At 44.1% G+C, this 24691-nt stretch carries 26 protein-coding genes; 18 read left to right on the top strand and 8 right to left on the bottom strand.

Annotated features, from left to right (window positions below):
- Positions 1-597 precede the first annotated feature (597 nt).
- Complete coding sequence (mhpT, locus tag ACS72_RS10990) at positions 598-1812, bottom strand: 3-(3-hydroxy-phenyl)propionate transporter MhpT (RefSeq protein ID WP_048882136.1); 1215 nt, start codon at positions 1810-1812, stop codon at positions 598-600.
- Positions 1813-2531: 719 nt separating this feature from the next.
- On the opposite strand from mhpT, the gene dapA reads away from it, so the two are divergent.
- From dapA to ACS72_RS10965, 5 genes are all read left to right on the top strand, one after another.
- Positions 2532-3431, top strand: a complete 900-nt coding sequence (gene dapA, locus ACS72_RS10985) for a 4-hydroxy-tetrahydrodipicolinate synthase (RefSeq protein WP_048882135.1) — start codon at positions 2532-2534, stop codon at positions 3429-3431.
- A gap of 12 nt (positions 3432-3443) precedes the next feature.
- Positions 3444-4049, top strand: a complete 606-nt coding sequence (locus ACS72_RS10980; RefSeq protein WP_048882134.1) for a lipoprotein-34 precursor (NlpB) — start codon at positions 3444-3446, stop codon at positions 4047-4049.
- A 38-nt stretch (positions 4050-4087) separates the two neighbouring features.
- Entirely contained in the window at positions 4088-4807 is a 720-nt protein-coding gene (gene purC, locus ACS72_RS10975) for a phosphoribosylaminoimidazolesuccinocarboxamide synthase (protein ID WP_005220503.1), read from the top strand.
- 193 nt (positions 4808-5000) lie between these two features.
- Positions 5001-5633, top strand: coding sequence for a YrbL family protein (locus tag ACS72_RS10970; RefSeq protein ID WP_048882133.1), 633 nt, complete (start codon positions 5001-5003; stop codon positions 5631-5633).
- A 159-nt stretch (positions 5634-5792) separates the two neighbouring features.
- On the top strand, positions 5793-6458 hold the full coding sequence (locus ACS72_RS10965; protein ID WP_048882132.1) for a YrbL family protein: 666 nt from the start codon (positions 5793-5795) through the stop codon (positions 6456-6458).
- A gap of 372 nt (positions 6459-6830) precedes the next feature.
- On the opposite strand, the gene ACS72_RS10960 is transcribed toward ACS72_RS10965, so the two are convergent.
- Positions 6831-8105 (bottom strand): replication-associated recombination protein A, encoded by a 1275-nt coding sequence (locus ACS72_RS10960; RefSeq protein ID WP_048882131.1) that lies wholly within the window; start codon positions 8103-8105, stop codon positions 6831-6833.
- Between the two features lie 264 nt (positions 8106-8369).
- On the opposite strand from ACS72_RS10960, the gene ACS72_RS10955 reads away from it, so the two are divergent.
- Positions 8370-10505 (top strand): bifunctional diguanylate cyclase/phosphodiesterase, encoded by a 2136-nt coding sequence (locus ACS72_RS10955; RefSeq protein ID WP_048882130.1) that lies wholly within the window; start codon positions 8370-8372, stop codon positions 10503-10505.
- Positions 10506-10515: 10 nt separating this feature from the next.
- Here the strand turns inward: ACS72_RS10955 and ACS72_RS10950 are convergent, their stop codons facing one another.
- On the bottom strand, positions 10516-10968 hold the full coding sequence (locus ACS72_RS10950) for a YcgN family cysteine cluster protein (RefSeq protein WP_048882129.1): 453 nt from the start codon (positions 10966-10968) through the stop codon (positions 10516-10518).
- A gap of 193 nt (positions 10969-11161) precedes the next feature.
- On the opposite strand from ACS72_RS10950, the gene ACS72_RS17510 reads away from it, so the two are divergent.
- Positions 11162-11320, top strand: a complete 159-nt coding sequence (locus ACS72_RS17510; protein ID WP_004647174.1) for a DUF1328 domain-containing protein — start codon at positions 11162-11164, stop codon at positions 11318-11320.
- Positions 11321-11413: 93 nt separating this feature from the next.
- On the opposite strand, the gene murJ is transcribed toward ACS72_RS17510, so the two are convergent.
- Both murJ and ampD read right to left on the bottom strand, forming a co-directional pair.
- Positions 11414-12964 carry a murein biosynthesis integral membrane protein MurJ gene (gene murJ / locus ACS72_RS10940; protein ID WP_171249862.1) on the bottom strand — a complete coding sequence of 517 codons (1551 nt, stop codon included), beginning with the start codon at positions 12962-12964 and terminating at the stop codon, positions 11414-11416.
- Positions 12965-13029: 65 nt separating this feature from the next.
- Positions 13030-13614 (bottom strand): 1,6-anhydro-N-acetylmuramyl-L-alanine amidase AmpD, encoded by a 585-nt coding sequence (gene ampD / locus ACS72_RS10935; RefSeq protein ID WP_004813900.1) that lies wholly within the window; start codon positions 13612-13614, stop codon positions 13030-13032.
- A gap of 180 nt (positions 13615-13794) precedes the next feature.
- On the opposite strand from ampD, the gene nadC reads away from it, so the two are divergent.
- Positions 13795-14640, top strand: coding sequence for a carboxylating nicotinate-nucleotide diphosphorylase (nadC, locus tag ACS72_RS10930; RefSeq protein ID WP_048882127.1), 846 nt, complete (start codon positions 13795-13797; stop codon positions 14638-14640).
- Between the two features lie 125 nt (positions 14641-14765).
- On the opposite strand, the gene ACS72_RS18900 is transcribed toward nadC, so the two are convergent.
- Both ACS72_RS18900 and rph read right to left on the bottom strand, forming a co-directional pair.
- The gene (locus ACS72_RS18900; protein ID WP_004813902.1) at positions 14766-14888 is read right to left on the bottom strand and encodes a hypothetical protein; all 123 of its coding nucleotides are present in this window, start codon (positions 14886-14888) and stop codon (positions 14766-14768) included.
- A 156-nt stretch (positions 14889-15044) separates the two neighbouring features.
- Positions 15045-15761 carry a ribonuclease PH gene (gene rph, locus ACS72_RS10925; RefSeq protein WP_004813903.1) on the bottom strand — a complete coding sequence of 239 codons (717 nt, stop codon included), beginning with the start codon at positions 15759-15761 and terminating at the stop codon, positions 15045-15047.
- Positions 15762-15959: 198 nt separating this feature from the next.
- Between rph and ACS72_RS10920 the strand changes: the two genes are divergently transcribed.
- A complete protein-coding gene (locus ACS72_RS10920; protein ID WP_048882126.1) occupies positions 15960-16589 on the top strand; it encodes a TetR family transcriptional regulator in 630 nt (209 codons plus the stop codon).
- Between the two features lie 83 nt (positions 16590-16672).
- Here the strand turns inward: ACS72_RS10920 and ACS72_RS10915 are convergent, their stop codons facing one another.
- Positions 16673-17287, bottom strand: a complete 615-nt coding sequence (locus tag ACS72_RS10915; protein WP_004813905.1) for a thiol:disulfide interchange protein DsbA/DsbL — start codon at positions 17285-17287, stop codon at positions 16673-16675.
- Positions 17288-17468: 181 nt separating this feature from the next.
- Between ACS72_RS10915 and ubiG the strand changes: the two genes are divergently transcribed.
- From ubiG to ACS72_RS10875, 9 genes are all read left to right on the top strand, one after another.
- Positions 17469-18197 carry a bifunctional 2-polyprenyl-6-hydroxyphenol methylase/3-demethylubiquinol 3-O-methyltransferase UbiG gene (gene ubiG, locus ACS72_RS10910; protein WP_048882125.1) on the top strand — a complete coding sequence of 243 codons (729 nt, stop codon included), beginning with the start codon at positions 17469-17471 and terminating at the stop codon, positions 18195-18197.
- Positions 18194-18877: an HAD family hydrolase gene (locus tag ACS72_RS10905; protein WP_048882124.1), complete on the top strand. Its 684-nt coding sequence runs from the start codon at positions 18194-18196 to the stop codon at positions 18875-18877. The genes ubiG and ACS72_RS10905 overlap by 4 nt, the downstream gene beginning before the upstream one ends.
- 63 nt (positions 18878-18940) lie before the next feature.
- Positions 18941-19687 carry a YciK family oxidoreductase gene (locus ACS72_RS10900; protein ID WP_004813911.1) on the top strand — a complete coding sequence of 249 codons (747 nt, stop codon included), beginning with the start codon at positions 18941-18943 and terminating at the stop codon, positions 19685-19687.
- A 168-nt stretch (positions 19688-19855) separates the two neighbouring features.
- Positions 19856-20275 carry a hypothetical protein gene (locus ACS72_RS10895; protein ID WP_004813913.1) on the top strand — a complete coding sequence of 140 codons (420 nt, stop codon included), beginning with the start codon at positions 19856-19858 and terminating at the stop codon, positions 20273-20275.
- A gap of 184 nt (positions 20276-20459) precedes the next feature.
- Positions 20460-20615 (top strand): hypothetical protein, encoded by a 156-nt coding sequence (locus ACS72_RS18200; protein WP_167367438.1) that lies wholly within the window; start codon positions 20460-20462, stop codon positions 20613-20615.
- Positions 20616-20898: 283 nt separating this feature from the next.
- Positions 20899-21282, top strand: a complete 384-nt coding sequence (locus ACS72_RS10890; protein ID WP_004813917.1) for an RcnB family protein — start codon at positions 20899-20901, stop codon at positions 21280-21282.
- Positions 21283-21501: 219 nt separating this feature from the next.
- Positions 21502-21888, top strand: a complete 387-nt coding sequence (locus ACS72_RS10885; RefSeq protein WP_048882123.1) for an RcnB family protein — start codon at positions 21502-21504, stop codon at positions 21886-21888.
- Positions 21889-22021: 133 nt separating this feature from the next.
- Positions 22022-23371 carry an amino-acid N-acetyltransferase gene (argA, locus tag ACS72_RS10880; RefSeq protein WP_048882122.1) on the top strand — a complete coding sequence of 450 codons (1350 nt, stop codon included), beginning with the start codon at positions 22022-22024 and terminating at the stop codon, positions 23369-23371.
- A 336-nt stretch (positions 23372-23707) separates the two neighbouring features.
- Positions 23708-24667 carry a sulfonate ABC transporter substrate-binding protein gene (locus ACS72_RS10875; protein WP_048882121.1) on the top strand — a complete coding sequence of 320 codons (960 nt, stop codon included), beginning with the start codon at positions 23708-23710 and terminating at the stop codon, positions 24665-24667.
- Positions 24668-24691 lie beyond the last annotated feature (24 nt).

The raw sequence follows: 24691 nt of genomic DNA, 5'->3' as shown, positions 1-24691 counted from the left end.
TCCTTGAAATCTTGATGATGCCCAAGCATAGCCTAAAAACCATGCTGTTTTTTAGTCCCGGTGACAAAAATAGAATGACTGCGCATTCTGACAAAAATCGTATTCGGGCAATTCTTGGGCCAAATAGCGTACAAAACATAGGTAGATTTTGGCTTTACCTAGCGATGCCACATGAAAGTAAAAATAAGCCCGTGTATAACGTCGTATATAGCCAATCAAAATATTCCGGCATTGCATCATCAGCTTAAAGACAATGATGTGTAGATTTACATCATCATACGCGCTTGATCTTCAAAGCTGAGCTATGCCCGTCCAGAAAGAGTGTGTTTGAGTTTCAAGGAGATGAGGTAACTCACGCTGAATTTCGCCCTGAATGATCCATAGCGTATAGTTTTGATGTTGTTATAGCAAATGCGCAATACGTAGTTTTTGAGCCAAGCACTCTTTCTTATTTGTAATTATTTTTCAGTGCAATCATGACAAATATGGCTGAATTCGAATAGCGACATAGGTTTTAAGACGTTCATTTATGTCGTTTGAATCATTCTTTGAGACATAAAAAAACCCGCATCCTGCGGGTTTTTTATTCAGTTTCGCTTATGCCGCACTGTTCATTTTACGAACCAAGAACAACATGAATACTGCTGAGATAATAATACATGGGATCGCTGCTGAGATTACACCCGCCGCACCGAAGCCTGCAGTTAACAGACTACCTGCAATTGCTGGTCCAAGCATTGCACCAATACGGCCTACTGCTGATGCCACACCAACACCCGTACCACGAACTTCTGTTGAGTAAACGATACCACCGAAGGCATACAATACACCTTGACAGCCAATAACGAATGCACCCACTAGCGCTGATGCCATGTACATTTGTGTTAATGAACCTGCGGCGTTTAGCGCCAATAGACCTGCCAAGATACCGCCGTACATTAATAGAATGACGTATGCTTTCTTCCAGCGGTCAGTTAACACACCTAAAATCACTGTACCTACAGTCGCACTGAGCATGAAGTAGAACTGAGCCGTAGCACTTTCTTTATGTGTGAAGCCAAGTTCTTGGAATAGAGATGGCAACCAGCTCAGCATGATGTATACCACCATCAATGTGAAGAAGTAGCTTACCCAGATGAATATGGTACGTAGCAGGTTTTGTGAGTTAAACAGGTCTTTAAACGCACCTTTAGGCGCAGCATCAGCAGGTGCATTTTCTGCTAGATCTTTCGCTTTTAAGTACTCTTTAGACTCAGGCAATAAGAACATCATCACTGGAATCACGATGATTGGTAATAATCCCCCAAGGTAGAAAATGTTTTTCCAGTTTGCACCAAATTCAGTCGCTGCAATCAGTGACAGAATTGCTGCACCGACTGGCATACCACAGTACATCAAGCCGACTGCACGACCACGATTTGCAGGTGTGACAGCTTCAGATGCAAGCGTAATTAAAATTGGCATTGCCGCTCCAAGACCCGCACCTGCCAAGAAACGTACAGCCAATAATGAGTTAAAGCTATTGACCCATACTGTACAAAGTGTGAATACAGCGAACACCGCTGTAGACCAGATCAAAACAGTCTTACGGCCAATACGGTCCGCAATACGACCACCGACCAGTGCACCAGGCAATAGACCCAGAATCCCTGCACTGAAAAATACACCCAATTGTGAGCTATCGAGACCAAAATGCTCACGAATACCCGCTGCTGCAATACCTGCAGCCTGAATATCTAAGCCTTCAATCACTGCAATCAGAAAACAGATCGCGACCGTGACGATAGCATGCTTATTATCTGATTTTTCCATTGGATTATCCTTGTTCAATCAGCGTTCAAATAGAGCCGTCATCATCTATGAGACCGAAGTCGGATTTAACTACCAATAAGTTGAATGTTTTAGTGGGATATACAGATACAGGAGTCGGTGCTGTTGTTTGAGATACAATCCTTAGAAAGTCGCAAAAACAATTATTGTCATTGCCAGAAAATTCCTGTTTAAGGATTTAAGGCTTACAGATCAGCTAAAAAAATCCAACATTCAATAAATATCTAAAGATTCATTAATATCTAAAAAGAATTAGTACAGGGATTTCAATGCATTTTTAACCATGTATACCCTTGTATCATTGATATATTTTAGCTATTGGATAATCATTTATAAATCTTAACAAATCGCTTAACTATTTGAATTTTCAAATGTAATAACTTACTTAAACAGTCATTTATATGACAATTCTACTTAAGTGTCCAATTATCCAGACCATGTGAAAATACTCTTCTCTTTTTATCGTTTTACAAGAAGCTTCATTCTTTTTATTGCTTGCTTGTTGTTACAGAGCTTTGTATAAAGAATTGAGTGGCTTTCAGCAAAGCATATTGTTCTTATGCTGCTGATCAGTCATAATTTGCATACGCAATATTCAATTCCGCGCAAATGCATTGAATTTGCTACAAATCAAAATACAAACCCATCCCAAATATGTTTTCTCATTCTCTTCGGATGGACAAATAGGATAGTTTTTTAAAATGACTCAGCAAGCACAGACCATTCAGGGTTCCATTGTCGCAATCGTCACCCCTATGTTTGAAGATGGCAGCGTAGATTGGAAGGGTCTCGAGAAGCTGGTTGAGTGGCACATTGCAGAGGGCACCAACAGTATTGTCGCGGTTGGTACAACAGGTGAAGCGTCTACACTCAGCATGAGTGAACACACGCAAGTGATCAAAGAAATCATTCGTGTCGCGAACAAACGCATTCCAATCATCGCCGGCACAGGCGCAAACTCAACACGTGAAGCCATTGAGCTGACCCAGGAAGCCAAAGACCTGGGCGCAGATGCTGCACTTCTAGTCACTCCGTATTATAACAAGCCAACTCAAGAAGGCCTGTATCAGCACTATAAAGCGATTGCTGAAGCCGTAGATCTGCCGCAAATCCTGTACAACGTACCAGGTCGTACCGGTGTGGACATGTTAAACGAAACAGTGATTCGTCTGGCAGATATCCCGCAAATTGTCGGGATTAAAGATGCGACAGGTGATGTTGAACGCGGTGCTGCACTGATTGCTGGCTTACAAGGCAAAGACATGACCGTCTATTCTGGTGATGATGCAACGGCATATCAGCTGATGGCACATGGTGCGAAAGGTAACATTTCTGTAACTGCCAATATTGCACCAAAAGCCATGAGCGAAGTGTGTGCCGCTGCTATTCGCGGTGCTGATGCTCACGCTGAAGCGCTTAACGCTCAGGTTGCAAATTTACACAATATTTTATTTTGCGAATCGAATCCAATTCCTGTGAAATGGGCACTCCATGACATGGGCCTCATCGGTACAGGTATTCGCCTGCCGTTAACACCACTTGCAGAACAATATCGCGCTCCGCTTCATGAAGCACTTGCTGCAGCGGGCGTCATTAAATAAGAGCACAATACTATGCAATTACGTTTAGGACTTATCCTTGCCCTTTCAGCATTCAGTTTAGCGGGTTGTAGTTCAATGGCCTTTAAAAATGGCACTTTGGACTACAAGGACACCACTACGCTAGAGCCTCTGCAATACCCTGAAGGTGCTATGGTTCGTCCTGCAACGCCATTGTATCCTGCTCCCACAGTAGATCCGCTTGCGATTGAACATGCACCAAAACTGGAAAATGAACGTGGCAACCGTTTTGCCCTGCCACGCCCTTCTGCTGAGCCAGTTCGTTCAACTCAAGCTGATGAAACTGTTACAGATATAACAGGAAAGCCGCAACTGGTGATGGATGGAAATCAAAATCCGTTGCTCAAAATTGATGGAAATGCTGCTACAATATGGCAATACACTCTTGCCACGCTCAGCAGCCTTAACCATTCCGTCGTTGGTCAAAGCAAAGATCGTTACCAGGTAACGATTAAGGTCGATCAGCAGACCTATGTTTTAAGACTCTCTCCTGCAGGTTCGAGTAACACCCTGGCTGTGTTTAATCCTGATAACAGTTTTGCCGATCGCGAAAAAGCAGCAGAACTGTTAAACCAGATTTACCAAAATTGGCCAGCCTAGACATTTTCTAGGCATTTTTTTTTGTAGAAGGTTCCCTCATGTTAAAACAAACCTTGCTCTATACTGGTAAAGCGAAATCTGTCTATACCACAGACAGTGAAGACCACCTGATTTTAGTTTTTCGTGACGATGCGTCAGCATTCAATGGCGAAAAGATCGAACAACTGGATCGTAAAGGTAAGGTGAATAACCGTTTTAACGCCTTCATCATGGAAAAGCTGGCTGCTGCTGGTATTGAAACTCATTTTGAGAAGCTATTAACGCCAAACGAAGTATTGGTAAAAAAACTCAAAATGATTCCAGTAGAGTGTGTTGTACGTAACTATGCTGCGGGTTCTTTATGCCGTCGTCTTGGTGTTGAAGAAGGTAAAGAGTTAACACCTCCTACATTCGAATTGTTCTTTAAAGATGACGCCCTTGGCGATCCAATGGTGAACGAATCTCAAGCGATTGCTTTGGGTTGGGCAACTGCTGAACAACTGGCAAAAATGAAAGAACTGACTTACCAAGTGAACGAAGTGCTTAAAGCATTATTCGAAGCGGGTAATATGCTTCTGGTTGACTTTAAACTTGAATTCGGTGTGTTCCACGACCGTATCGTACTGGGTGATGAATTCTCTCCAGACGGTTGCCGTCTATGGGACAAAGATACCAAGAAAAAACTAGACAAAGACCGTTTCCGCCAAGGCCTAGGCGGTGTGGTTGAAGCGTATGAAGAAGTTGCTGCACGTTTAGGTATTGATTTAGACAATATCTGATCTGTTATCGACAGATTCAAAAAACCGGGCTGAATGGCTCGGTTTTTTATTTTTATGCTTTTGCAAATCATCAGTTTAAATATCATTTCTATGTCAGCACATGAAATTTTTCTTATTTTTAGGTAGCATTAACCCATCTGTCCATTTCGCCATCGGCCTAGGATGAGATCCCTCGACTTATCAGGAACATTACATGATGTATAAAATTGATGAACTTACCCGTCTGGGCCAAGGATGCTCAAAAATTGTTTTTCAGCACCCCGAGCAAGACGATAAGATTATCAAGATCATGAATCCGGATCGTGTAGATATTGATGGGGGCTGGAAAGGTCATGGCAAGATCAAGCGCCAGTTGTCTCAAGGGGCGTATAAACAGTTCCGCCGTGAGTTATTGCAATACCTGCAGTTATGCAAGAACAACTATCAATATAACCAGTTTGAGTTTCCCGTTGAAACTCCGTATGGCTTTGTTCAGACCGATAAAGGTTTGGGGCTAGTCGTTGAAAAAATTATCAGCCCAAATGGCAGAGGAATTACCCTGCATGAGCTTTGTCGTGAAAAACAATTTACCGAGAAGCATGCACAGGCTCTGGATCTCTTCTTTGATCAGTGTTGTGACCTGCATATTGTCTATGGTGAAGTGAATATTGCCGGCATCATGTATACCGAACAGCGGCATAATAAACCTGAATTTGTTCTGGTCGATGGTATGGGTGAAAAACTGCTTATTCCATTACGTGCCATGAGCAAGCGTATTAATGCTAAAAATGTGCGTAAAGTTGAGGCTAAAATTAAAGCGCAGATGCAGAAGCTGCTCGAAGCTTAATTTACAATTTTTTTGAGCTGAACCACTCAGTTATTTGATTTATTTCTCAAGCGGTTACCATCGTGTACTCCTTTCACCAAGGGTATTGGGTGGGCTTTTTCGTGTATTTTATGTTACATTACGGTTAAAAATTCTCCCATTTATTTTATTCAGGTCTTCATGATGTATCAACTTAATGATCTTACCCTTCTAGGTAAAGGCGGTTATAAACTGGTTTATCAGCATCCGACTGATGAAAGTAAAGCCATTAAAGTGATGAACCCAAACCGCATCAATGATAACGGTGAATGGGCACATCTCGGCCGTTTTAAACGTGGGCATGCTCAAGGGGTATATAAGCAGTTCCGCCGTGAAGTATTGCAATACCTACAGCTGTGTAAAAATCATTATAAGCACAAAATTTTTAGTTTCCCGATTGAAACACCCTATGGCTTTGTGGAAACAGATCAGGGCTTAGGGCTGGTTGTCGAGAAAATTATCAGTCCAAATGGCAACGGCATTACCCTGCACGAACTCTGCCGTACTGGCGAGTTTAATGACACACATGCCAAAGCACTGAATGAATTTTTTGATGCCTGCTGCGATCTGCATATTGTTTATGGGGAAGTGAATATTGCCGGCATCATGTACAGTGAAAAGCGCAGTGGTAAACCGGAGTTTGTCCTGGTTGATGGTATGGGAGATAAACTGTTTATCCCGCTACGTGCCATGAGTAAATCTCTGAATGCCAAGAATGTACGCAAAATTGAAGGTCGAATTCGCCATAAAATGGATGAATTGCTGCAATCTGCTCAGCAGAATCAAATCGAAAACCGGGCTGCCTAGCTCGGTTTTTTATTGCCTTCTACAATCATCGAAAAAATGAATTCTATTAATAAAAATAATCAGTTTTACATCTCTGATCAAAGCTCTTAAAATCATTTCTATAGCAGGCGAGGTCATGGCATTAGAAGTTATTTTCGCCAGACTTGCCGATCAGAATTTTTTCTACCCTCTAGGATGTATCTCCCCCAAGGACATCCTATTTTCAGCCCGGTTCTCCCTGAACTGGGCTTTTTTTTGCACACCTTTTTAAGTTTCTAAAAAAGTAATGGACTTGCGACTGAGTTCAGCCTGAGTTGATCGTACAGCTTTTGGCAGGAAAACCAATAAAAATAGACACCTAAAAGGATAAACCGTAGATATCCGTAGAAATTTTTATTGCTGCTGTTGCTGTTGTTGCCAGCGGCGTTGCTGTAAGCGTTCTCCTTCAACCTCACGTTTATTTCGTGCTGACTCATATAGCCTGGTTCCTTTCAGTTCCGGTGGCATATAATCCTGTAGTACAAAATGTTCTGGATAATTATGTGGATACAGATAATCTACACCATAGCCCTGCTCTTTCATCAGCTTGGTCGGTGCATTACGTAAATGTAATGGTACTGGCAGATGAGAAGTTTTATCTGCCAATTCCATGGCTTTATTGATGGCCAGATAGGTGCTATTGCTCTTGGCACTGGTGGCCAGATAAACTGCACATTGTCCTAAAATAATCCGGCATTCCGGCATTCCAATGGCCTGAACAGAACGGAAGCATTCTCCCGCCAGTAACAATGCATTTGGATTGGAGTTGCCAATATCTTCAGAGGCGGCAATCAGCATACGGCGTGCAATAAAGACTGGATCTTCACCACCCTTTAACATCCGTGCCATCCAGTATAGTGCTGCGTCCGGATCACTGCCACGAATCGATTTGATAAAGGCTGAGACCAGATCATAGTGCTGCTCACCAGACTTATCGTAGCGGGCAATATTTTGCTGCGCTACCTTTACCACCACCGCGTTGGTGATGATATTTTCCATATCCGGTTCAAAGGTGCTGGCAACCAGATCTAGCAGATTAAGTGCTTTACGTGCATCTCCTGCTGCAAACTGGATCAAGGCATCGAATTCTTCAATCTGGATATGACGTTCTTGTAAGAAACGATCAGACTGAATCGCCTGAGTCAATAAAGTCTCAATTGCCTCGGCACTTAAAGCATTTAAACTATAAACCTGACAGCGTGACAACAAGGCACTATTGACTTCAAAAGATGGGTTTTCGGTGGTGGCACCAATCAGGGTAATCTTGCCCTTTTCGACCGCATTTAACAAAGCATCCTGCTGAGACTTATTAAAGCGGTGAATCTCGTCAATAAACACCACGGGGGTCAGCAGATCACCACTGTCGGCAATAACTTCACGGAGTTCTTTCACCCCGGTATTTAGTGCAGACAGACTGACAAAGGGCCGGTCCACTGCCTGTGCCAGTAAAAGTGCAATTGTAGTTTTGCCCACACCGGGTGGACCCCAGAAAATGATAGACGGTAAATGCCCTTGATCAATCATCTGACGTAAAGGTGCATTTTCACCGAGCAGGTGATCCTGCCCAATAATTTCCCTGAGGTCACGTGGCCTCAAACGTTCAGGAAGAGGGATATGGCTGTCTGACATTTTATAATGGGCTCACTTTTAATCTGTTTGCATTCTAGCATTAGCTGTTTTTAATTCCGAATATGAAGTTTGTCTAGCTTCTGTCTCTGTACCGACGTATGACAATATTTTTTATCATTTCAAGTGAATTAGACCTTGCATCTTCATACAAATTTGATCATATTCTTTTTAGATCAGCTAGCGCTGAATGAATGTTCTTTTATTCTAATAATAGATAAGTGGGTCCGAGGTTAGATCAAATAAAACCTCTGTATCGGTGAATACATGGAATTTGATAAGCAGAATTTGGACACTTTTGCCCGGTTTGAATCACCGGATTCTTTACCGTCAGATACTTTCAGGTCGACCACTGGCCCAGAGCTGACATGTATCCAGGATTTTGCTGATGCCCTCCCTCAACCAATGTGGTTGCAGACTCGGGATGAGATTGAATATTTTAATACGGCCATGCAGGACTATCTCGGGATTGACCTGAATGAGTACGGTCGGGAATACTGGCAACAGTTTATTCATCCTGATGATTTATCTAATTTTATTAGCGAATGGCATACTGCACTGAATAAACGTCAGAATGCAGAACTGCAATGCCGGATCCAGAAACTGGATCACGGTTATCGCATGTGTCTGCTGAACATGAAGTTTCATTATGAAACGGGTAGCCTGCTGCACTGGGCTATCACCCTGACCGATGTGCATGATTATTTTGAAATCCAGCAGCAACTCTCTCAAATCATTACTACTCAGCAAAATATGCTGGATGCAAGCTTGGACTGCATAAAAATCATGACGCCTGATGGTAAATTGAGTCATGTAAACCGTTCTGGCCGACAGGCTTTGGGACTGTCCGAAACCGAACAGCATTTTGGTATGTCCTGGCTGAATCTGCTGCCTGCCGAGGTCTGTCCATCTGGCAGGCGTGCGCTAAAGCGTGCTGCCCAAGGTATGAATGCCCGTTTTTCCGGCACTAGCCAGCTACAGGGTCAAGCACCAGAGTATTGGGATAATTTACTCACTCCAATCGTGGATGAACACAATGTGACTCGACAGATTCTGTGTGTTTCACGTAATGTCAGCCAGCAAAAACAGGTGGAAACCCGGCTGAAAGCAGTCACAGAAATTGATGAGCTGACTGGACTATATAATCGCGGTACCTTCTACAAACAGTTTAAACGCGTCCTGTTCAGAGCACGGCAACAACAGAGCCAAGCCGGGCTGCTCCTGATTGACCTGGACTATTTCAAGCATATCAATGACACCTTAGGGCATATTGCCGGTGACCATCTTTTACATGTCCTGGGGGAACGCTTCAAGAACAATCTTGGACCTGAAGCCATCGTCTCCCGTTTAGGGGGTGATGAATTTGCTGTCTTGGTCCAAAATCTTGAGCATGAATCACAGCTGTTAGAGGTGGCTAAAAAGGTCTGTCAGCAGATGGAAATACCGATCAGTTATGCCGGTAGAAGTATTAATAGTGGCATCAGTGTTGGTGGCGCCATTTATCCCCGTGATGCCATCAACAGTTCTAACTTATTAAAGTGTGCCGATATCGCACTCAATGATCTGAAAAACAGTGGTCGCGGTGGCATCCGCATGTTCAGTCAGGAAATGTTTGAATCGCTGGACAAGATGACCCGTCAACTAATTTTGGCGCGTAAAATTATCAATTCAAACCAGATTATTCCTTACTATCAACCCAAGGTACGCCTGTCCGATGGTGCGGTGATTGGTTTTGAAGCACTGCTGCGCTGGAAAGATCAGCACCACCAGGTTCAGCTGCCATCCCGTATTTTCTGTGCCTTTCAGGACTATGAACTGGCCTCACGAATCAGCGAAACCATGCAGCTGAAAGTCTTTGAAGATATGACCCAATGGCAGGAACAAGGCTTAGAAGTTCTGCCAATCTCGATCAACGCAGCACCTGTCGAATTCCTGCGTGACGATTATGCTGAAAAGTTATTAGAACGCCTGTCTCGCTTTGATATTTCGGCAGACAAGGTTGAACTGGAGATTACCGAACAAAGTCTGTCAGAACGTGGGGCTAATTATGTTATTCGCGCACTGAACTTGTTAAAACAGGCGGGCATTCATATTTCTTTAGATGATTTCGGTACCGGTCATTCTTCCCTGACCCGTTTGCAGGAATATCCGGTGAACTGTATCAAGATTGACCGTAACTTTGTGGAACGCCTGAATACCGATCCCTCGGCACTGGCAATTGTCAAAGCCATTACCCAGATCGGTTCGAGTATTGAGCTTGATGTGCTGGTAGAAGGTATTGAAAATACCGAGCAACTTTCTACCCTGATTAATTGTGACTGCCAGATCGGACAAGGTTTTTATTTCTATCGGCCAATGGCGGGTAGTGCAGCACAGCAATTACTGCATAGCACTGTGTGTTAGAACGAAATTTCTAGCGCACCCAGCGCACAATATGATCTTCCATTTCGTCTTCATCGACTTCGAGCTCACTCAGACAGCGGCCTGCGGCTGACTTGCGCGCTTTAATGACACTTTCATGTGAACCGCTGATCAGGTAATGCCAAGACGGCAAGTGTTTTCCTTCAGCCACCCGGCGATAGGCACAACTGGCTGGTAACCAGTGAATAGCCGCCAATTTTTCAGGCGTGAGCTGAATACAGTCAGGCACGAATTGTAAACGGTTGGGATAATCTGAACAGCGCGCGGTCTGACAGTCAAGCAGTTTACAGGCAACGCGTGTATAGGTGACTTCCTGAGTATCTTCATCTTCAAATTTAATGAGACAGCAGAGCCCGCAGCCATCACACAATGCTTCCCACTCCTGAGGCTTCAGCTCATTCAGGGTATAGTGTTTCCAGAATTCAGGACGCAAAGTATCAGTCATAACAGCAGGCAGAGATGAGACAGGAGCAATCTATTATAGCAGCCCTGCACAAAATAAACGTACTGTAAGCATCTGATAACTATACTCACACGATTACTAACTATTAGACAGATTATCAACAAAAGGTTAACAGTTTGAAGAGCTTATTGTCCCTATACTAATTTTGAGAATAAAAACACATGGAGATTCAAAGATGTTTCGTTGGGCTATTATATTCGCTGTTATTGCATTGATTGCCAGTTTACTGGGTTTTGGTGGAGTAGCCGGTCTGTCTAAGGATTTCGCGATTATTCTGTTGGTAATTGCGGTTATTCTTGCAATTGTTGGTTTCTTGTCCCGCGGTAAGGTCTAGAGTAACGGATCTTGTCCTGATTCAAGACCATCTACCGATGGAATAAGAAGTAAAAAATAAGAGCCTCATGGCTCTTATTTTTTTGCATGAATTTTATGGTTTCAGATGTCGTGGTCGGAAACCGGTCAATACCAATGCGAGCAAATAAACTGTGACTCCGACAATGCACAGCCCGATGACTTCAGCCACACGGATCCATTGCGATACCTCACCATTATACCAGGTCAATGCATATGCCAACGCTGCGATCATTGCAAAGTTGGCAAAACCAAACTGCAACATGAGCTTTTTCCAGTGGCCACCAAAACGGAAAATATCACGCTTGTGCAGATAGAAATATAGCATTCCGGCATTGACCAAAGCTGAACCTGAAGAAGCTAAAGCCAATGCCATGTGTTCTGCATGCCAGTCAATCAGCTTGAAGAAGCCAATAAAAATGACGTTCAGAATCGCGTTAGCCGCTACTGCAATTAAACCGACACGTACCGGTGTTCTGGTATCTTGCTGGGCATAGAAACCTGGTGCAAAAACTTTAATCAACATGAATGAAATCACGCCAGCACTCATACACTGGAGCGCCATTGCTGTCATCTGGGTATCTTCCAGATCAAACTGACCACGCTGGAACAGCGCCTGAATGATCGGCGTAGAAAGCATGAACAGTGCAATACTGGCCGGTAGGCCGACCATTACAATCACTTTCGCCGCCCAGTCGATCATGCTACGGAATTTCACCTGATCCTGTTCGGCATGACGTGCCGACAAAGATGGCAGAATCACGGTACCAATTGCCACGCCAATCAAGCCCAATGGCAACTCCGTCATACGTTCAGCACTATAAAGCCAGGATACCGAACCATCCTGCATAAAGGATGCCCAGATCGTATTCAGCAACAGGTTGATCTGCGTCACCGAAACACCAAACAGCGCTGGCAGCATCAGTTTCATGATGCGGTCTACGCCTTCATGCTTGAAGTCGATTTTGGGTGGAATCAGCAGTTTCTTGCGCCACAGTTCCGGAATCTGAATCGCCAGTTGCAAAGCACCCGCAATCAATACTGCCCAGCCCAATGCCATGATCGGTTCGGCCATATACGGGGTAAGCCACAAGGCGCCGGCAATCATTGCTACATTCAAAAGTACCGGTGCAAAAGCGGGTGTAGTGAATGAACCGTAGCTGTTCAGAATACTGCTGGCAAAAGCCGTCAGCGACATAAACAGCAGATAAGGAATGGTTAGGCGGAACATGTCCGATGCCAGTGCGAACTTCTCTGGATCTGCATGGAAGCCAGGTGCATAGACATAAATAATGGCGGGTGCAGCCACCATGGCCACGAAGGTCAGCAGGCTCATGACGGTAGACAGACAGCCAAATACCCTACTAATCAGGATCTGTACCTCGGCATGCGTCCGTGTGGTTTTATATTCGGTCAATACCGGAATAAAAGCCTGTGAAAAAGCTCCTTCCGCAAACAGACGCCGGAAGAAATTGGGAATACGGAATGCGACCACGAAGGTATCGAAGTCCTTGCCTGCACCAAAGACATTGAGCAGTACAATATCCCGGACCAGACCCAGTACCCGTGACAACATGGTCATCGCACTGACAATGACGGTCGAACGCCACAGCGCCATACTGTTCACCTAATGTTTAAATTTTGCCTATTGTAATGAAACTTCTGGCAGAAGTTCATTGCTTTATCACATTCCTATTCAGGTATTGATGTATTTTTATAATGATGCAATTGTTTACGGAATGCGACCCAGTTGAAATGTAGGCCTGGATCAGTTTTACGTCCCGGGGCAATATCAGAATGTCCGGCAATATGTTGCTGGATTTTTGGATAATGGGCTTGCAGACAGGCAGTCACCTGTACCAGTGCATCGTACTGTGCCTGTTCAAAGGGAAGGTCATCGCTGCCTTCAAGCTCAATCCCGATAGAATAATCATTGCATTCTTTCTTAGCGAGATAGGTCGAACGACCCGCATGCCAGGCCCGGTCATTAAAATTGACAAACTGCAGCACTTCCCCGCTACGCAGAATCAACAGATGGGTAGAGACTTGCATGCCCTGAATGGTCTGAAAATAAGGATGTACTGACCAATCCAGTTGATTCTGGAAAAACTGCTCAATATAACCACCGCCAAATTGTGAGGGCGGCAGGCTGATGTTATGTACCACGATCAGTTGAATCTCGGTATTTTCCGGACGCTGGTTAAAGTTGGGTGAGGGAATCTGGCGTGCACCGATGAGTTGTCCATCCTTCACATGAAACGCAGGTGCTTGTTGCATAAAAACTTTCCTATCCCCAATCAAAATGACTGCTGCGCAATGCAGCTGGCCTAATGCTAAAACTTTCGTATCCAAATCTCAATTCAGCTGTGATGACTGTACGAAAAATCGCTCATTTTTATGTAACAGTGCTAATATAACGCGCAATTTTCACGGCTTACAAAAGATACGGAAATACTCATGAGCATATCTCAAGCTTTGCTAGAGCAGTCGATTCAGATCAATATTCAACAGGCGCTGGCTGAAGACATTGGTGATGGTGACATCACTGCCCTGCTGACACCTGAAGATGAACAGGCTATTGCCACCATTATCAGTCGTGAGGATATGGTGCTGGCTGGGCAACCTTGGGTGAATGCTTTGATTCAAGCCTACAATCCAAAAATTGAAGTGATCTGGCTGAAGAATGATGGTGATCGTGTCGGGGCCAATGAAGCCTTCCTGGAACTGGCAGGTTCTGCGCGCAGTCTCCTCACGGTAGAACGTCCGGCACTGAATTTTGTCCAAACCCTGTCTGCAGTCGCGACCAAAACAGCAAGCTATGTCAAACAATTAGAAGGTTTAAATACCAAACTGTTAGACACCCGTAAAACTATTCCCGGCCTGCGTATTGCACAGAAATATGCCGTAGCGATTGGGGGTGGTCAGAATCATCGTCTGGGGCTGTTCGATGCCTTTTTAATTAAAGAAAATCACATTATGGCGGCTGGTGGAATTGAACAGGCCATTGCCAAGGCACATCAGATTGCACCAGGTAAACCGGTAGAAGTCGAAGTAGAAACCTGGGATGAGTTAAATCAGGCACTTGAAGCCAAAGCAGATATTGTAATGCTGGATAATTTTAACCAGCAGCAAATGGTTGATGCGGTGAAGCATGTAGCAGGTCGTTGCAAACTGGAAGCTTCGGGCAATATTACGATTGAGAATTTACGTGAAGTGGCTAGTACAGGTGTAGATTATATTTCGATGGGCGTTCTGACTAAAGATGTGAAAGCAATTGATTTATCCATGCGTTTTAATGCCTAGATCTTGCTGAATACGTGATAGAAGAAGGGTGCGAAGCACCCTTTTTTTTTATTTTTCGATTTTTTTGCGCAGTTTTTGCACAAAAAAATAATAAAGATGAATGAAGTGACACTGGGGTATGATGACTAATTGGTATTTTGTCCTGCTGGTGCAGAAGCACCATCCCGATCTGCATCACGGGAATTATTATCACAGGCAGTCAGACCAAGAACGGTACAGACTGAAAGTGCCATGAATAATATTTTCATACGTTGACCCTCTATAGTTAAGTAGATTGAAAATCATCTCTCGAAACATAGCGATACAGTAGATAGGTCCTGTTCAATTTTTGTGAGGCAATGTTGAAGCCTAAGAATACCCATAAAAAAACGCATCCGAAGATGCGTTTTTCACTAGAAGATAAATTACCAGCCTAAAGCTTCTTGCTGTTTCTTGATCAGCTCTTGGATGCCCTTCTCAGCCATTTCCAGCATGTCATTGCATTGGCTACGGGTAAATGGCTTGTCTTCTGCAGTGCCTTGAATTTCAATAAATTCACCAGCTTGAGTCATCACGACATTCAGGTCAGTCTGGCAGTTAGAATCTTCTTCATAGCAAAGATCCAGTAATACTTCATCTTTGAAGATACCCACAGAAATTGCAGCAACCAGACCTTTAAGTGGATCTTGCTTGATTTTTTTCTTCTCAAGCAACACATTCATCGCATCAATCAATGCTACCGCAGCACCGGTAATAGAGGCTGTACGTGTCCCGCCATCTGCCTGGATCACATCACAGTCGATAGTAATCGTATTTTCACCGAGTTTTTTCAGGTCCACCATAGCGCGCAGGCTACGGCCGATCAGACGCTGGATTTCCTGAGTACGGCCACTCTGTTTGCCACGTGCCGCTTCACGGTCGCTACGGGTATGTGTTGAACGTGGCAGCATGCCATATTCTGCGGTTACCCAGCCTTGGCCCTGACCTTTCAGGAAACGGGGAACCGAGTTGTCAATGCTGGCAGTACAAAGCACTTTAGTATGACCAAATTCAACCAATACTGAACCTTCCGCATAACGTGTGTAATTGCGGGTAATTTTGATGTCACGTAATTGATCTAATGCTCGCTGGTCGATACGCATAAATAAGTCCTGCTTTGACTGAAAAATAATTGCGGCTCAGTATAGCAGAAGCCTCTGCCAAGATTGCCCGGCCCTTGGCATGATTTACAAAATCAATTCAGTCTTGTTCGATCAAAATACAAAATCAGGCCATCTGAATGGCGCTGCGTGATTGCCGATTTTTTGTTAAACTTAAAGGGAAATATCGAGAAGATTTTTATGTCTTTACGTGCAGAACGCAAACAGCAAAGTCATCAGGCAATACTAGATGCCGCACTGGTACTGAGTAGCCGTGGTCGTGCATTTAGCAATATCAGCCTGCGTGAACTGTCCCGTGAAGTTGGACTGGTGCCGACGGCGTTCTACCGGCATTTTAAGGACATGCAGCAATTGGGTCTGGAACTGCTCGACCAAGTCGCCATTAATTTAAAAGGTGTCTTAAATCGGCTGGTAGAAGCTTACTTGTATCAAGTACATTCAGACACTGAAACCTCAATTGATCTTTTCCTTCAGGCTGTTGAAGAACATCCTGAGCCATGGCTATTTTTTAGTACAGAACGTTGGGGCGGATCAGACTTTTTGCGGACCAGTATTGAGCGAGAACTGCAATTTTTGGTTGCTGATCTGGTCGATGAGCTGGGAAATCTTTATTCCGCTCAGGGAATCGAATCGCCTCAACACTTGAAGCTGCTGGTCCAGATGCTCGTGGATTTATCCTTGAATTGGGCGATGGGTTGGCTGAGTATTCAAGGTCTGTCAGATGTCAATCTTCAACAAAGTCGCGCGGCAGAATTTAAAGCTCAGACGGTTATTCAGATGAAACTGCTATTTCAAGGCATTCATGCATAAACAGCCTTCAGGCAGCTAGAATAGATATTTTCAACAATAAAAAACCTGCAGCAAGGTGCAGGTTTTTTAAGATCAGGCAGAAATTATTTTGCCTTACGCTCTTTTTCTACCAAGAAATTTACCACCTGAATTACTTTGGCATCATCACCCTGAACGACATACTTACCATTCACGGTCACGGCTGGTACACCCGTTAACTGATAAGATGCGGCCAGATTTTTCGCCTGGGCGATTTTTGAAGAAATCGGGAATGATTTATACGTACTGTTAAATTTCGCTTCTGAAATACCATAACGGGTATAGAACTTGGCGAGTTGTGCTTGTTCTAAAATTGGTTTTTGCTTCGCATGGATATCATGGAACAACTGCAAGTGCGCTTTTTGACGAACACCCAGGGCTTCAGACACATAATAGGCACGTGCTGCCTGTTCCCATAGTGGGTTCATCGCAGCTGGAGTACGGACAAAACGAATATCTTTAGGCAGTTGTTTCAACCAGGTCTGCATATGCGGTTCAAGTGTGTAGCAGTGACCACAGCCATACCAGAAGAATTCACGTACTTCGATTTTTCCTGGCTTTTCAACTTTGACTGGCTTAGCCAGCACTTGATAGTCTTGGCCTGCTACAAAGTTGGCCATCGCACTACCAGAAAATGCTAAAACAGATGCAGCAACAGTGCCTAAAATAAATTTTTTCATTGGAATTATGATCCTCAAAATCTTTATGATTAGCTTATGCAGATACTATAAATCAAATATGCGGCTTTCGTTTTTATTCTGTGAACTTTTTTAAGGCTTTTATCGCTTTTTTTGCAGGAAGCGCTACACTAATCAACATTGAACTTTTTTAAAATATAACGACTTGATTGAGGTGACACCGATGTCGCAATTGAATGTTGATCCACAAGAAATTGCCAAATTTGAAGCTTTCGCAGCCATATGGTGGGATCAGCATTCCGAGTTCCGCCCTTTGCACATGATTAATCCACTACGTCTGAACTGGATTGACGAACATGCTGGCGGCTTGAGCGGCAAAAAAGTTCTGGATGTGGGCTGTGGCGGTGGCATTCTGGCCGAAAGCATGGCACGCCGTGGGGCTGATGTGCTTGGTATCGATATGGGTGAAGCACCCCTGAATGTGGCACGTCTACATGCGGAACAGGAAGGTGTCAGCAATATTCAATACCGTCAGGTTCCTGTTGAGCAACTCGCCGAGGAACAAGCAGGACAATACGATGTGGTGACCTGCATGGAAATGCTGGAGCATGTTCCAGATCCGGCATCGATCATTCAGGCTTGCCATAAGCTGGTAAAACCAGGCGGGCATGTGTTCTTCTCGACCATTAACCGTAATCCGAAGTCCTATCTGTTTGCCATTATTGGTGCAGAATATGTGCTGCGTATGCTGGCACGTGGTACGCATGACTACAGCAAATTTATCAAGCCATCTGAACTGGCGCATGACATCCGCAACGCAGGTCTGAAATTAAAAGATATGACGGGTCTGCACTATAACCCGCTGACTAAACGTTACTGGTTAGCGCCAAATGTAGATGTTAACTATATGGTCTATACGGCAAAAGAACAGGCGAATGGAGCTGCTGAATGAAAGCAGTTCTCTTTGACCTCGATGGTACCTTAATTGACACTGCTGCCGACTTTGTCCGCATTATTCAGGATATGTGCCGCGAAGAAGGCCGTGAAGTAGTAGCACCAGAGTTGATCCGCACTCAGGTTTCAGAAGGTGCTCGTGCCATGGTCAAGCTGGTCTATCCGGAACTCGAGCTGGAAGATCCACTCCTGCTGGCGCATCGTCAGCGTTTCTTAGACCTGTATGGTGCCGATATTGCAGTAGATACTGACCTGTTTGACGGCATGTATCCACTGCTGGAAGCTTTGGAAGCACGCAGTATTCCTTGGGGTATTGTCACCAATAAACCACGCTGGTTAAGTGAATCGCTGCTTGCGGCATTGAATCTCTCAGAGCGCTGTTCGGTACTGGTCTGCCCGGAAGATGTGGGCCGTACCAAACCGGATCCGGAGCCAATGTATCTGGCAGCAAAACAGATTGACCTGGCGGCTGAAGACTGTATCTATGTCGGCGATCATCCACGTGATATCGATGCCGGACGTGCAGCCAATATGTATACTATTCTGGCAGCCTATGGTTATCTGCCTTTAGAACATAAAGATAATTTAAACGCCTGGCAGGCCGATTGTATCGTGCATAGTGTAGAAGAATTACATCAACGAATTCAGGATCTGGTTTTAAAGCCAGTACTCGGCTAAAACTCAGGTTCCGGTCAGAACATTAAACTTCACAACAATAAGCAAGAAATAAGGAGGTCGTTCATGAAGTATTCAGAATATCAACCTCGCTCAGACCTGTTAAAGGATCGTATTATCCTGATCACAGGTGCCGGCGATGGCATTGGACGTGCAGCAGCGATCAGCTATGCCCTGCATGGCGCGACGGTAGTGCTGCATGGTCGCACCCTGAACAAGCTTGAAGTTATCTACGATGAAATTGAAGGTTTGGGTGCACCACGCCCGGCAATTCTGCCTTTACAGCTTTCCAGTGCTTCTGAGCGTGATTACGAGCTCCTGTTCGAAACACTGAGTAAACAGTTTGGTCGTCTGGACGGAATTCTGCATAATGCAGGCATGCTCGGTGAACGGATTGAACTGGCAAACTATAGCCCCGGCGTCTGGGACGATGTAATGGCTGTCAACCTGCGTGCACCCTTTGTGCTGACTCAGGCCCTGCTTCCTCTGCTCGAAAAATCTGAGCATGCTTCTGTGGTCTTTACCAGTTCAGGTGTAGGCCGTCAGGTGCGTGAACGCTGGGGAGCTTATTCAGTTTCCAAGGTTGCTATTGAAGCGGTAAGCCAGCTGTTTGCCAAAGAAAATGTACATCCACATGTGCGTTTTAACTGCATTAATCCGGGTGCAACCCGGACTGCGATGCGTTCTAAAGCCTATCCGGATGAAGATCCACTAACCTTGCCAACCCCGGAATCGATTATGCCGGCTTATCTGTACCTGATGGGTGATGACAGTCTGCATATGAATGGTCAAAGTATTGATGCGCAGGATTAACTGCTGATTGAAGTGAACATGATTGAAATGAGGGAGCCTTGGCTCCCTTTTTCATTGCTATTTTAGACAGAAATAATGCATAAATCTTCTCTGACTCCACCCTGGTCGCATTGAGTTTCGTTAAAATTCACCCATACTATCGCTAACAGATTTTGATTCGAGTGCAACATGACTGACCTAAACAACATCACCGTGACCACTTTGGAAGATGGCATGGTGTCACTTCTGATTGATCAGCAGCCAGTTTCTGAAAAATACGGCGTGAAGTTTGAAGCCAGCATTGTGGACGACATCAAGGCACTCGAAAATGGCAGCAAGCTGAAACTATTCGAGCAGTTTATCTTTTCCCATACCGATCTGAACTTTGAACATGCCTATTACTATGTGACAGGTATTGAAAAACTGGATGATGGCTACCGTCTGGCTAAACATTTTGTGTATCGCATTAAAATTGAAAATCAGCCGGATATCGAACATGTAATTAGCAATCAAGGCAAGCCCATGACCACGGATGATGTACGTGCCTTTATTAATGCACATATCCAGAAGTCCCTGACTGACTATACCGATCTGAACTACGCTTACTAAGCCAGGTTTAAACCGATATAAGAGCACGCCAAGCGTGTTCTTTTTTTATTCGGGAAACCTATTAAAAACAGCTATAAATCGGTTTTTTACATACTAATAATAATTTTATTCGGTTTTTCAAATTAAAGCCTGAGCGCTATGATACCTGTATTCAAGATGATGACCAGATAAAGGAGAATCCAGCATGGCTGACCAAAAACGTAAAATCGAGACTATTCGCCATATTGAAAGCCTGCAATTATCAGCTACCTTGATTCAAGCTTTAGATGATGCCACTGAAGCGGAATGTGTGGCTGAAGCGATCCAGTCGTTACAGGGTTTGACTGAACAATGGAACTAGTTCAGACCTGCAAATATTGAGGTACTATTCGATTGGAATACAGGAGATAAATTGCCCTAATTAACCGAGTTTCTCTTGACCTCACCATACATTAGCCTCAGGATAGTATTTCACAGCTTCTCAAGCGCTTAGCCTGTATGAAGTGTTCAAAAACTACTGAAATCATGGCATAGTCATAATCTCTCTGCATTCTTTAAAGAATACATGCCTGATCTTCACAGTTTCTCTGCAATTTTTGCGTAAATTAGACTGTAGAAAATGAACAATTGATTGAGGGTTCACCATGAAAAAGCTTTTGGTTGCTTTGACAATGTCTATCAGTACATTAATGCTGACGAATGTTGCCAATGCTGCGCCGCATTTTGATGATGAACGTCATATGGATCAACGTCAAGGTCAGTCTAAAAAATTCCGTGATCGCGCAGATGATGACCATGAAGACCGTCGCCGTATGCGTGAAGAGCGTGGTGTAAAGCGTTTACAGCAAATGAAATGGCAACCCGGCTATGTGATGCCACAGCATTATCGCGGTAATGGTTATAAAGTTGAATATAAAGACCACAAGTTGCCAAAACCTGACCGCAGACAGCAATGGTATAAAGTCAATAATGAATACATTTTGGTGGATTCGGACAACAACAGTATCATTCGAATTCTTGGACATTAAATCCTCACATTTTCATAGACCCAACTTGTTTGGGTCTTTTTTATTTTAGTCAGGTGGTATTGGATGCTGTTCTTGACTAAAAAAACCTGTAATTCCCTCTTATTCTTCTTTTTTTCTTCATAAATTTAACAATTCGCCTAAATTGCCCTCACGGTTTCTCTCTACTGATTCGCTAATTTAGTCTCATCGAAACGATAATGATGAATTCAGGTGAATGCCATGAAAAAAGTGTTAACAACAATCGCTTTATCCTTGAGTGCTTTAGTTGCAACTTCTGCAATGGCTGCACCGCAACATGATCCGCGTTATGCGCCACATAAACCGGCACCGCATTGGGATCATAAAGATGCGAAAAAATGGGACGATCGCCGTGATGACCGTCGCTGGAATGATAAACGCTATAACAACCGCGTGGTAAATCCAAGCCGTGACTGGCGTGTCGGTCAAAAGCTGCCTAACCAGTATGACAACCGCCGTTTTGAAGTAAGTGGTTATGAAGCACGCCGTCTGCCAAATGCAGGCAGAAACCAGCAGTGGTACAAAATCAATGGTGATTATGTGCTAGTCAATGAGCGTAATGACAAGATTATCCGTATCCTCAACTAAATCTTAATTCTGTATCTTTTCTCCATTGCACCTGAAGTCCACGCTTCAGGTGTTTTTTTATTGCTGTACTTCGTTCCCGGCTTTTTTTAGAATCAAATTCAATTAAGTATTATTTTCTAATATAGGCCAGCGCATGAACCCAGCAGAACCGTCTCAAAGCACAACTTTGCAATATGTGCATTGGTTTCGCCATTCTGCGCCCTATATTAATGCGCATCGTAACAAGACCTTCGTGATCATGTTTGATGGCGAGGCGGTGCTGCATGACAATTTCCAGCATATTATTCACGATATTGCCCTGCTGCATTCTCTCGGAATTCATCTGATTCTGGTGCATGGTGCGCGTCCACAGATCAACCAGAATCTGGCAGCAAGTCAGATCAGCACGCCTTTTCATCGTCAGCGCCGAATCACAACCCGTGAATCGTTGAGCTGTGTCATGAATGCGGTGGGTTCAATCCGCCTGCAGATTGAAGCCTTGCTCTCAATGGGACTGGCCAACTCACCCATGTATGGCGCCCGTATAGATGTCGTATCCGGTAATTTTGTTACTGCCAAGCCTTATGGGATTCGTGACGGTATTGATTTCCAGTTAACCGGTGAAGTCCGTACCGTAGATACCAATGCGATTCAGCGTCATCTTGACAGCCATAACATTGTGGTGCTTGGACCAACCGGTTATTCCACCACTGGCGAAGTGTTCAACCTGCTGGCGGAGGAAGTTGCGACCAAAACTGCGATTCGTATCAAGGCAGACAAGCTGATTTTCCTGGGTAAACAGCATGGCCTGCTGAATACGGATGGACAATTGCAACGTGAAGTGCAGCCAAGTCAGCTGGATGCTTATATAATGCAGGATGCTCAAGACCTGCCATCCGAACTAAGCTTGCAACTTCGCGCTGCACAGGAAGCCTCGATGAATGGCGTCAACCGTGTGCATCTGATTTCCTATGCTCATGATGGTGCGCTGCTGGAAGAACTCTTCACCCGAGATGGTTCAGGCACTCTGATTACCGATGCTCATTATGAAGATGTACGTATGGCTACCATTCAGGATGTTGGCGGTCTGATTAACCTGCTACGGCCTTTGGAAGAAGAAGGCATTCTGGTGTATCGCTCACGCGAACGTCTGGAAAATGAAATTGAACAGTTCGCAGTCATTGAACGTGACGGCATGATTCTGGCCTGTGCCGCGTTATATCCGATTCCAACCACAGGCAATGAGCTGCGTTCTGCTGAAATTGCCTGTGTCGCTGTCGATCCAAGTTATCGCAAGTCCAACCGCGGCAGCCAGATTCTGAATTATCTGGAAGATAAAGCCCGGAGCATGGGTATTCAGCAACTGTTTATTTTAACCACCCGCACTGCACATTGGTTCCTGGAACAGGGTTTTGAACAGTCCTCTGTCGATGATCTGCCCGATGCCCGTCAGGCGCTATATAACTATCAGCGTAATTCCCTGGTTTGTAAAAAGTCACTTTAATGTGACTTTTTATTTGTTTATATATCTTATTTTTTGCTAAAGATATGTAGATTTCTCAAATATTTAACTTAAAAAGCTTTGCATGGATTTTCATATCCATATCTTTATATTTTATTAAAAAAATTAAATATATATTTCAATAACTTAAATTGTATAAAAATTAAATTCCATAAAGATTCCAAATCACTTTTCTACATAAATTTTGCGCTTTTTTATTTATCTTTTTTTCTCATTAGAAATTCCCGAATTGTTATTTTTTTGGAAAATAAAAAACGATTAGCGTATGCCTAACTTGTCTATTCCATCTAATTGGCTTTTTGTCAGGAGTTTATATTCATGCGCCAATCTACGGTTAAATTCATTGCAAAAACAGCAGCTCTGAGTACTGCTATTGCTGGCGTGATGTTGCTCTCTGGCTGCTCTAAAAAAGAAGAAAGTGTAACGCTGAATATCGGTTTCCAAAAATATGGCGTCCTTCCAATCTTGAAAGAACGCGGCACTTTAGAAACTGCATTAAAACAACAAGGCGTAAATGTGAAATGGGTGGAATTCCCGGCAGGTCCACAATTACTTGAAGGTCTGAATGTAGGCAGTGTGTCTTTTGGTGAAGCCGGTGAAGCACCGCCAATCTTTGCTCAGGCAGCCAACTCAAATCTGGTGTATGTCGCAAACCAGCCTGAAGCACCTAAAGCTGAAGCTCTGATTGTACAAAAAGACTCAAATATTCAGTCTGTCCAGGACCTGAAAGGCAAACGTATTGCACTCAACAAAGGCTCAAATGTTCATTACTTACTATTAAAAGTCCTTGAAGCCAATAATCTGAAACTCAGCGATATTGAAGTGGTGTACCTGCCGCCTTCTGATGCACGTGCTGCTTTTGAGCGTGGAGCGGTTGATGCCTGGGTGATCTGGGATCCATTCTTTGCGGCAGCAGAACATCAGATTGGTGCACGTGTGATTGCAACTGGTGAGAATATCGTGAGCAATCATCAGTTCTATCTGGCTGATCGTAAGTTCGCTGAAGCGAATCCACAGATCATTGATGCGGTAGTGAATGAGCTGAACCTGACTACTGAATGGGTATCTAGCCATCAGGATGAGGCAGCGAAACTTCTAGAAAAACCAACAGGCCTGGCATTTGACGTATTGAAAACTTCAATTTCACGTATGGGCTTTGGGGTAAAACCCCTCACACCAGAAGTGGCGCAAAAACAGCAGCAGGTCGCTGATGCCTTCTATGGCCAGCAACTGATTCCAGCAAAACTGAATATTCAATCAGCAATTTTAACCAAATAAATCATAGGAAAATATCAGGGGATC

Origin of the sequence: Acinetobacter sp. VT 511 (assembly GCF_001077515.1) — a bacterium.
Lineage (GTDB): Bacteria > Pseudomonadota > Gammaproteobacteria > Pseudomonadales > Moraxellaceae > Acinetobacter > Acinetobacter schindleri.
The sequence above is the reverse complement of the archived record's forward strand: the minus strand, read 5'-3'. Positions and strand labels throughout refer to the sequence as shown.

Bases quoted from the DNA above. Each gene is read 5' to 3' on its own strand.
- mhpT (WP_048882136.1), bottom strand. From the start codon at position 1,812: ATGGAAAAATCAGATAATAAGCATGCTATCGTCACGGTCGCGATCTGT.
- dapA (WP_048882135.1), top strand. From the start codon at position 2,532: ATGACTCAGCAAGCACAGACCATTCAGGGTTCCATTGTCGCAATCGTC.
- ACS72_RS10980 (WP_048882134.1), top strand. From the start codon at position 3,444: ATGCAATTACGTTTAGGACTTATCCTTGCCCTTTCAGCATTCAGTTTA.
- purC (WP_005220503.1), top strand. From the start codon at position 4,088: ATGTTAAAACAAACCTTGCTCTATACTGGTAAAGCGAAATCTGTCTAT.
- ACS72_RS10970 (WP_048882133.1), top strand. From the start codon at position 5,001: ATGATGTATAAAATTGATGAACTTACCCGTCTGGGCCAAGGATGCTCA.
- ACS72_RS10965 (WP_048882132.1), top strand. From the start codon at position 5,793: ATGATGTATCAACTTAATGATCTTACCCTTCTAGGTAAAGGCGGTTAT.
- ACS72_RS10960 (WP_048882131.1), bottom strand. From the start codon at position 8,105: ATGTCAGACAGCCATATCCCTCTTCCTGAACGTTTGAGGCCACGTGAC.
- ACS72_RS10955 (WP_048882130.1), top strand. From the start codon at position 8,370: ATGGAATTTGATAAGCAGAATTTGGACACTTTTGCCCGGTTTGAATCA.
- ACS72_RS10950 (WP_048882129.1), bottom strand. From the start codon at position 10,968: ATGACTGATACTTTGCGTCCTGAATTCTGGAAACACTATACCCTGAAT.
- ACS72_RS17510 (WP_004647174.1), top strand. From the start codon at position 11,162: ATGTTTCGTTGGGCTATTATATTCGCTGTTATTGCATTGATTGCCAGT.
- ampD (WP_004813900.1), bottom strand. From the start codon at position 13,614: ATGCAACAAGCACCTGCGTTTCATGTGAAGGATGGACAACTCATCGGT.
- nadC (WP_048882127.1), top strand. From the start codon at position 13,795: ATGAGCATATCTCAAGCTTTGCTAGAGCAGTCGATTCAGATCAATATT.
- ACS72_RS18900 (WP_004813902.1), bottom strand. From the start codon at position 14,888: ATGAAAATATTATTCATGGCACTTTCAGTCTGTACCGTTCTTGGTCTG.
- rph (WP_004813903.1), bottom strand. From the start codon at position 15,761: ATGCGTATCGACCAGCGAGCATTAGATCAATTACGTGACATCAAAATT.
- ACS72_RS10920 (WP_048882126.1), top strand. From the start codon at position 15,960: ATGTCTTTACGTGCAGAACGCAAACAGCAAAGTCATCAGGCAATACTA.
- ACS72_RS10915 (WP_004813905.1), bottom strand. From the start codon at position 17,287: ATGAAAAAATTTATTTTAGGCACTGTTGCTGCATCTGTTTTAGCATTT.
- ubiG (WP_048882125.1), top strand. From the start codon at position 17,469: ATGTCGCAATTGAATGTTGATCCACAAGAAATTGCCAAATTTGAAGCT.
- ACS72_RS10905 (WP_048882124.1), top strand. From the start codon at position 18,194: ATGAAAGCAGTTCTCTTTGACCTCGATGGTACCTTAATTGACACTGCT.
- ACS72_RS10900 (WP_004813911.1), top strand. From the start codon at position 18,941: ATGAAGTATTCAGAATATCAACCTCGCTCAGACCTGTTAAAGGATCGT.
- ACS72_RS10895 (WP_004813913.1), top strand. From the start codon at position 19,856: ATGACTGACCTAAACAACATCACCGTGACCACTTTGGAAGATGGCATG.
- ACS72_RS18200 (WP_167367438.1), top strand. From the start codon at position 20,460: ATGGCTGACCAAAAACGTAAAATCGAGACTATTCGCCATATTGAAAGC.
- ACS72_RS10890 (WP_004813917.1), top strand. From the start codon at position 20,899: ATGAAAAAGCTTTTGGTTGCTTTGACAATGTCTATCAGTACATTAATG.
- ACS72_RS10885 (WP_048882123.1), top strand. From the start codon at position 21,502: ATGAAAAAAGTGTTAACAACAATCGCTTTATCCTTGAGTGCTTTAGTT.
- argA (WP_048882122.1), top strand. From the start codon at position 22,022: ATGAACCCAGCAGAACCGTCTCAAAGCACAACTTTGCAATATGTGCAT.
- ACS72_RS10875 (WP_048882121.1), top strand. From the start codon at position 23,708: ATGCGCCAATCTACGGTTAAATTCATTGCAAAAACAGCAGCTCTGAGT.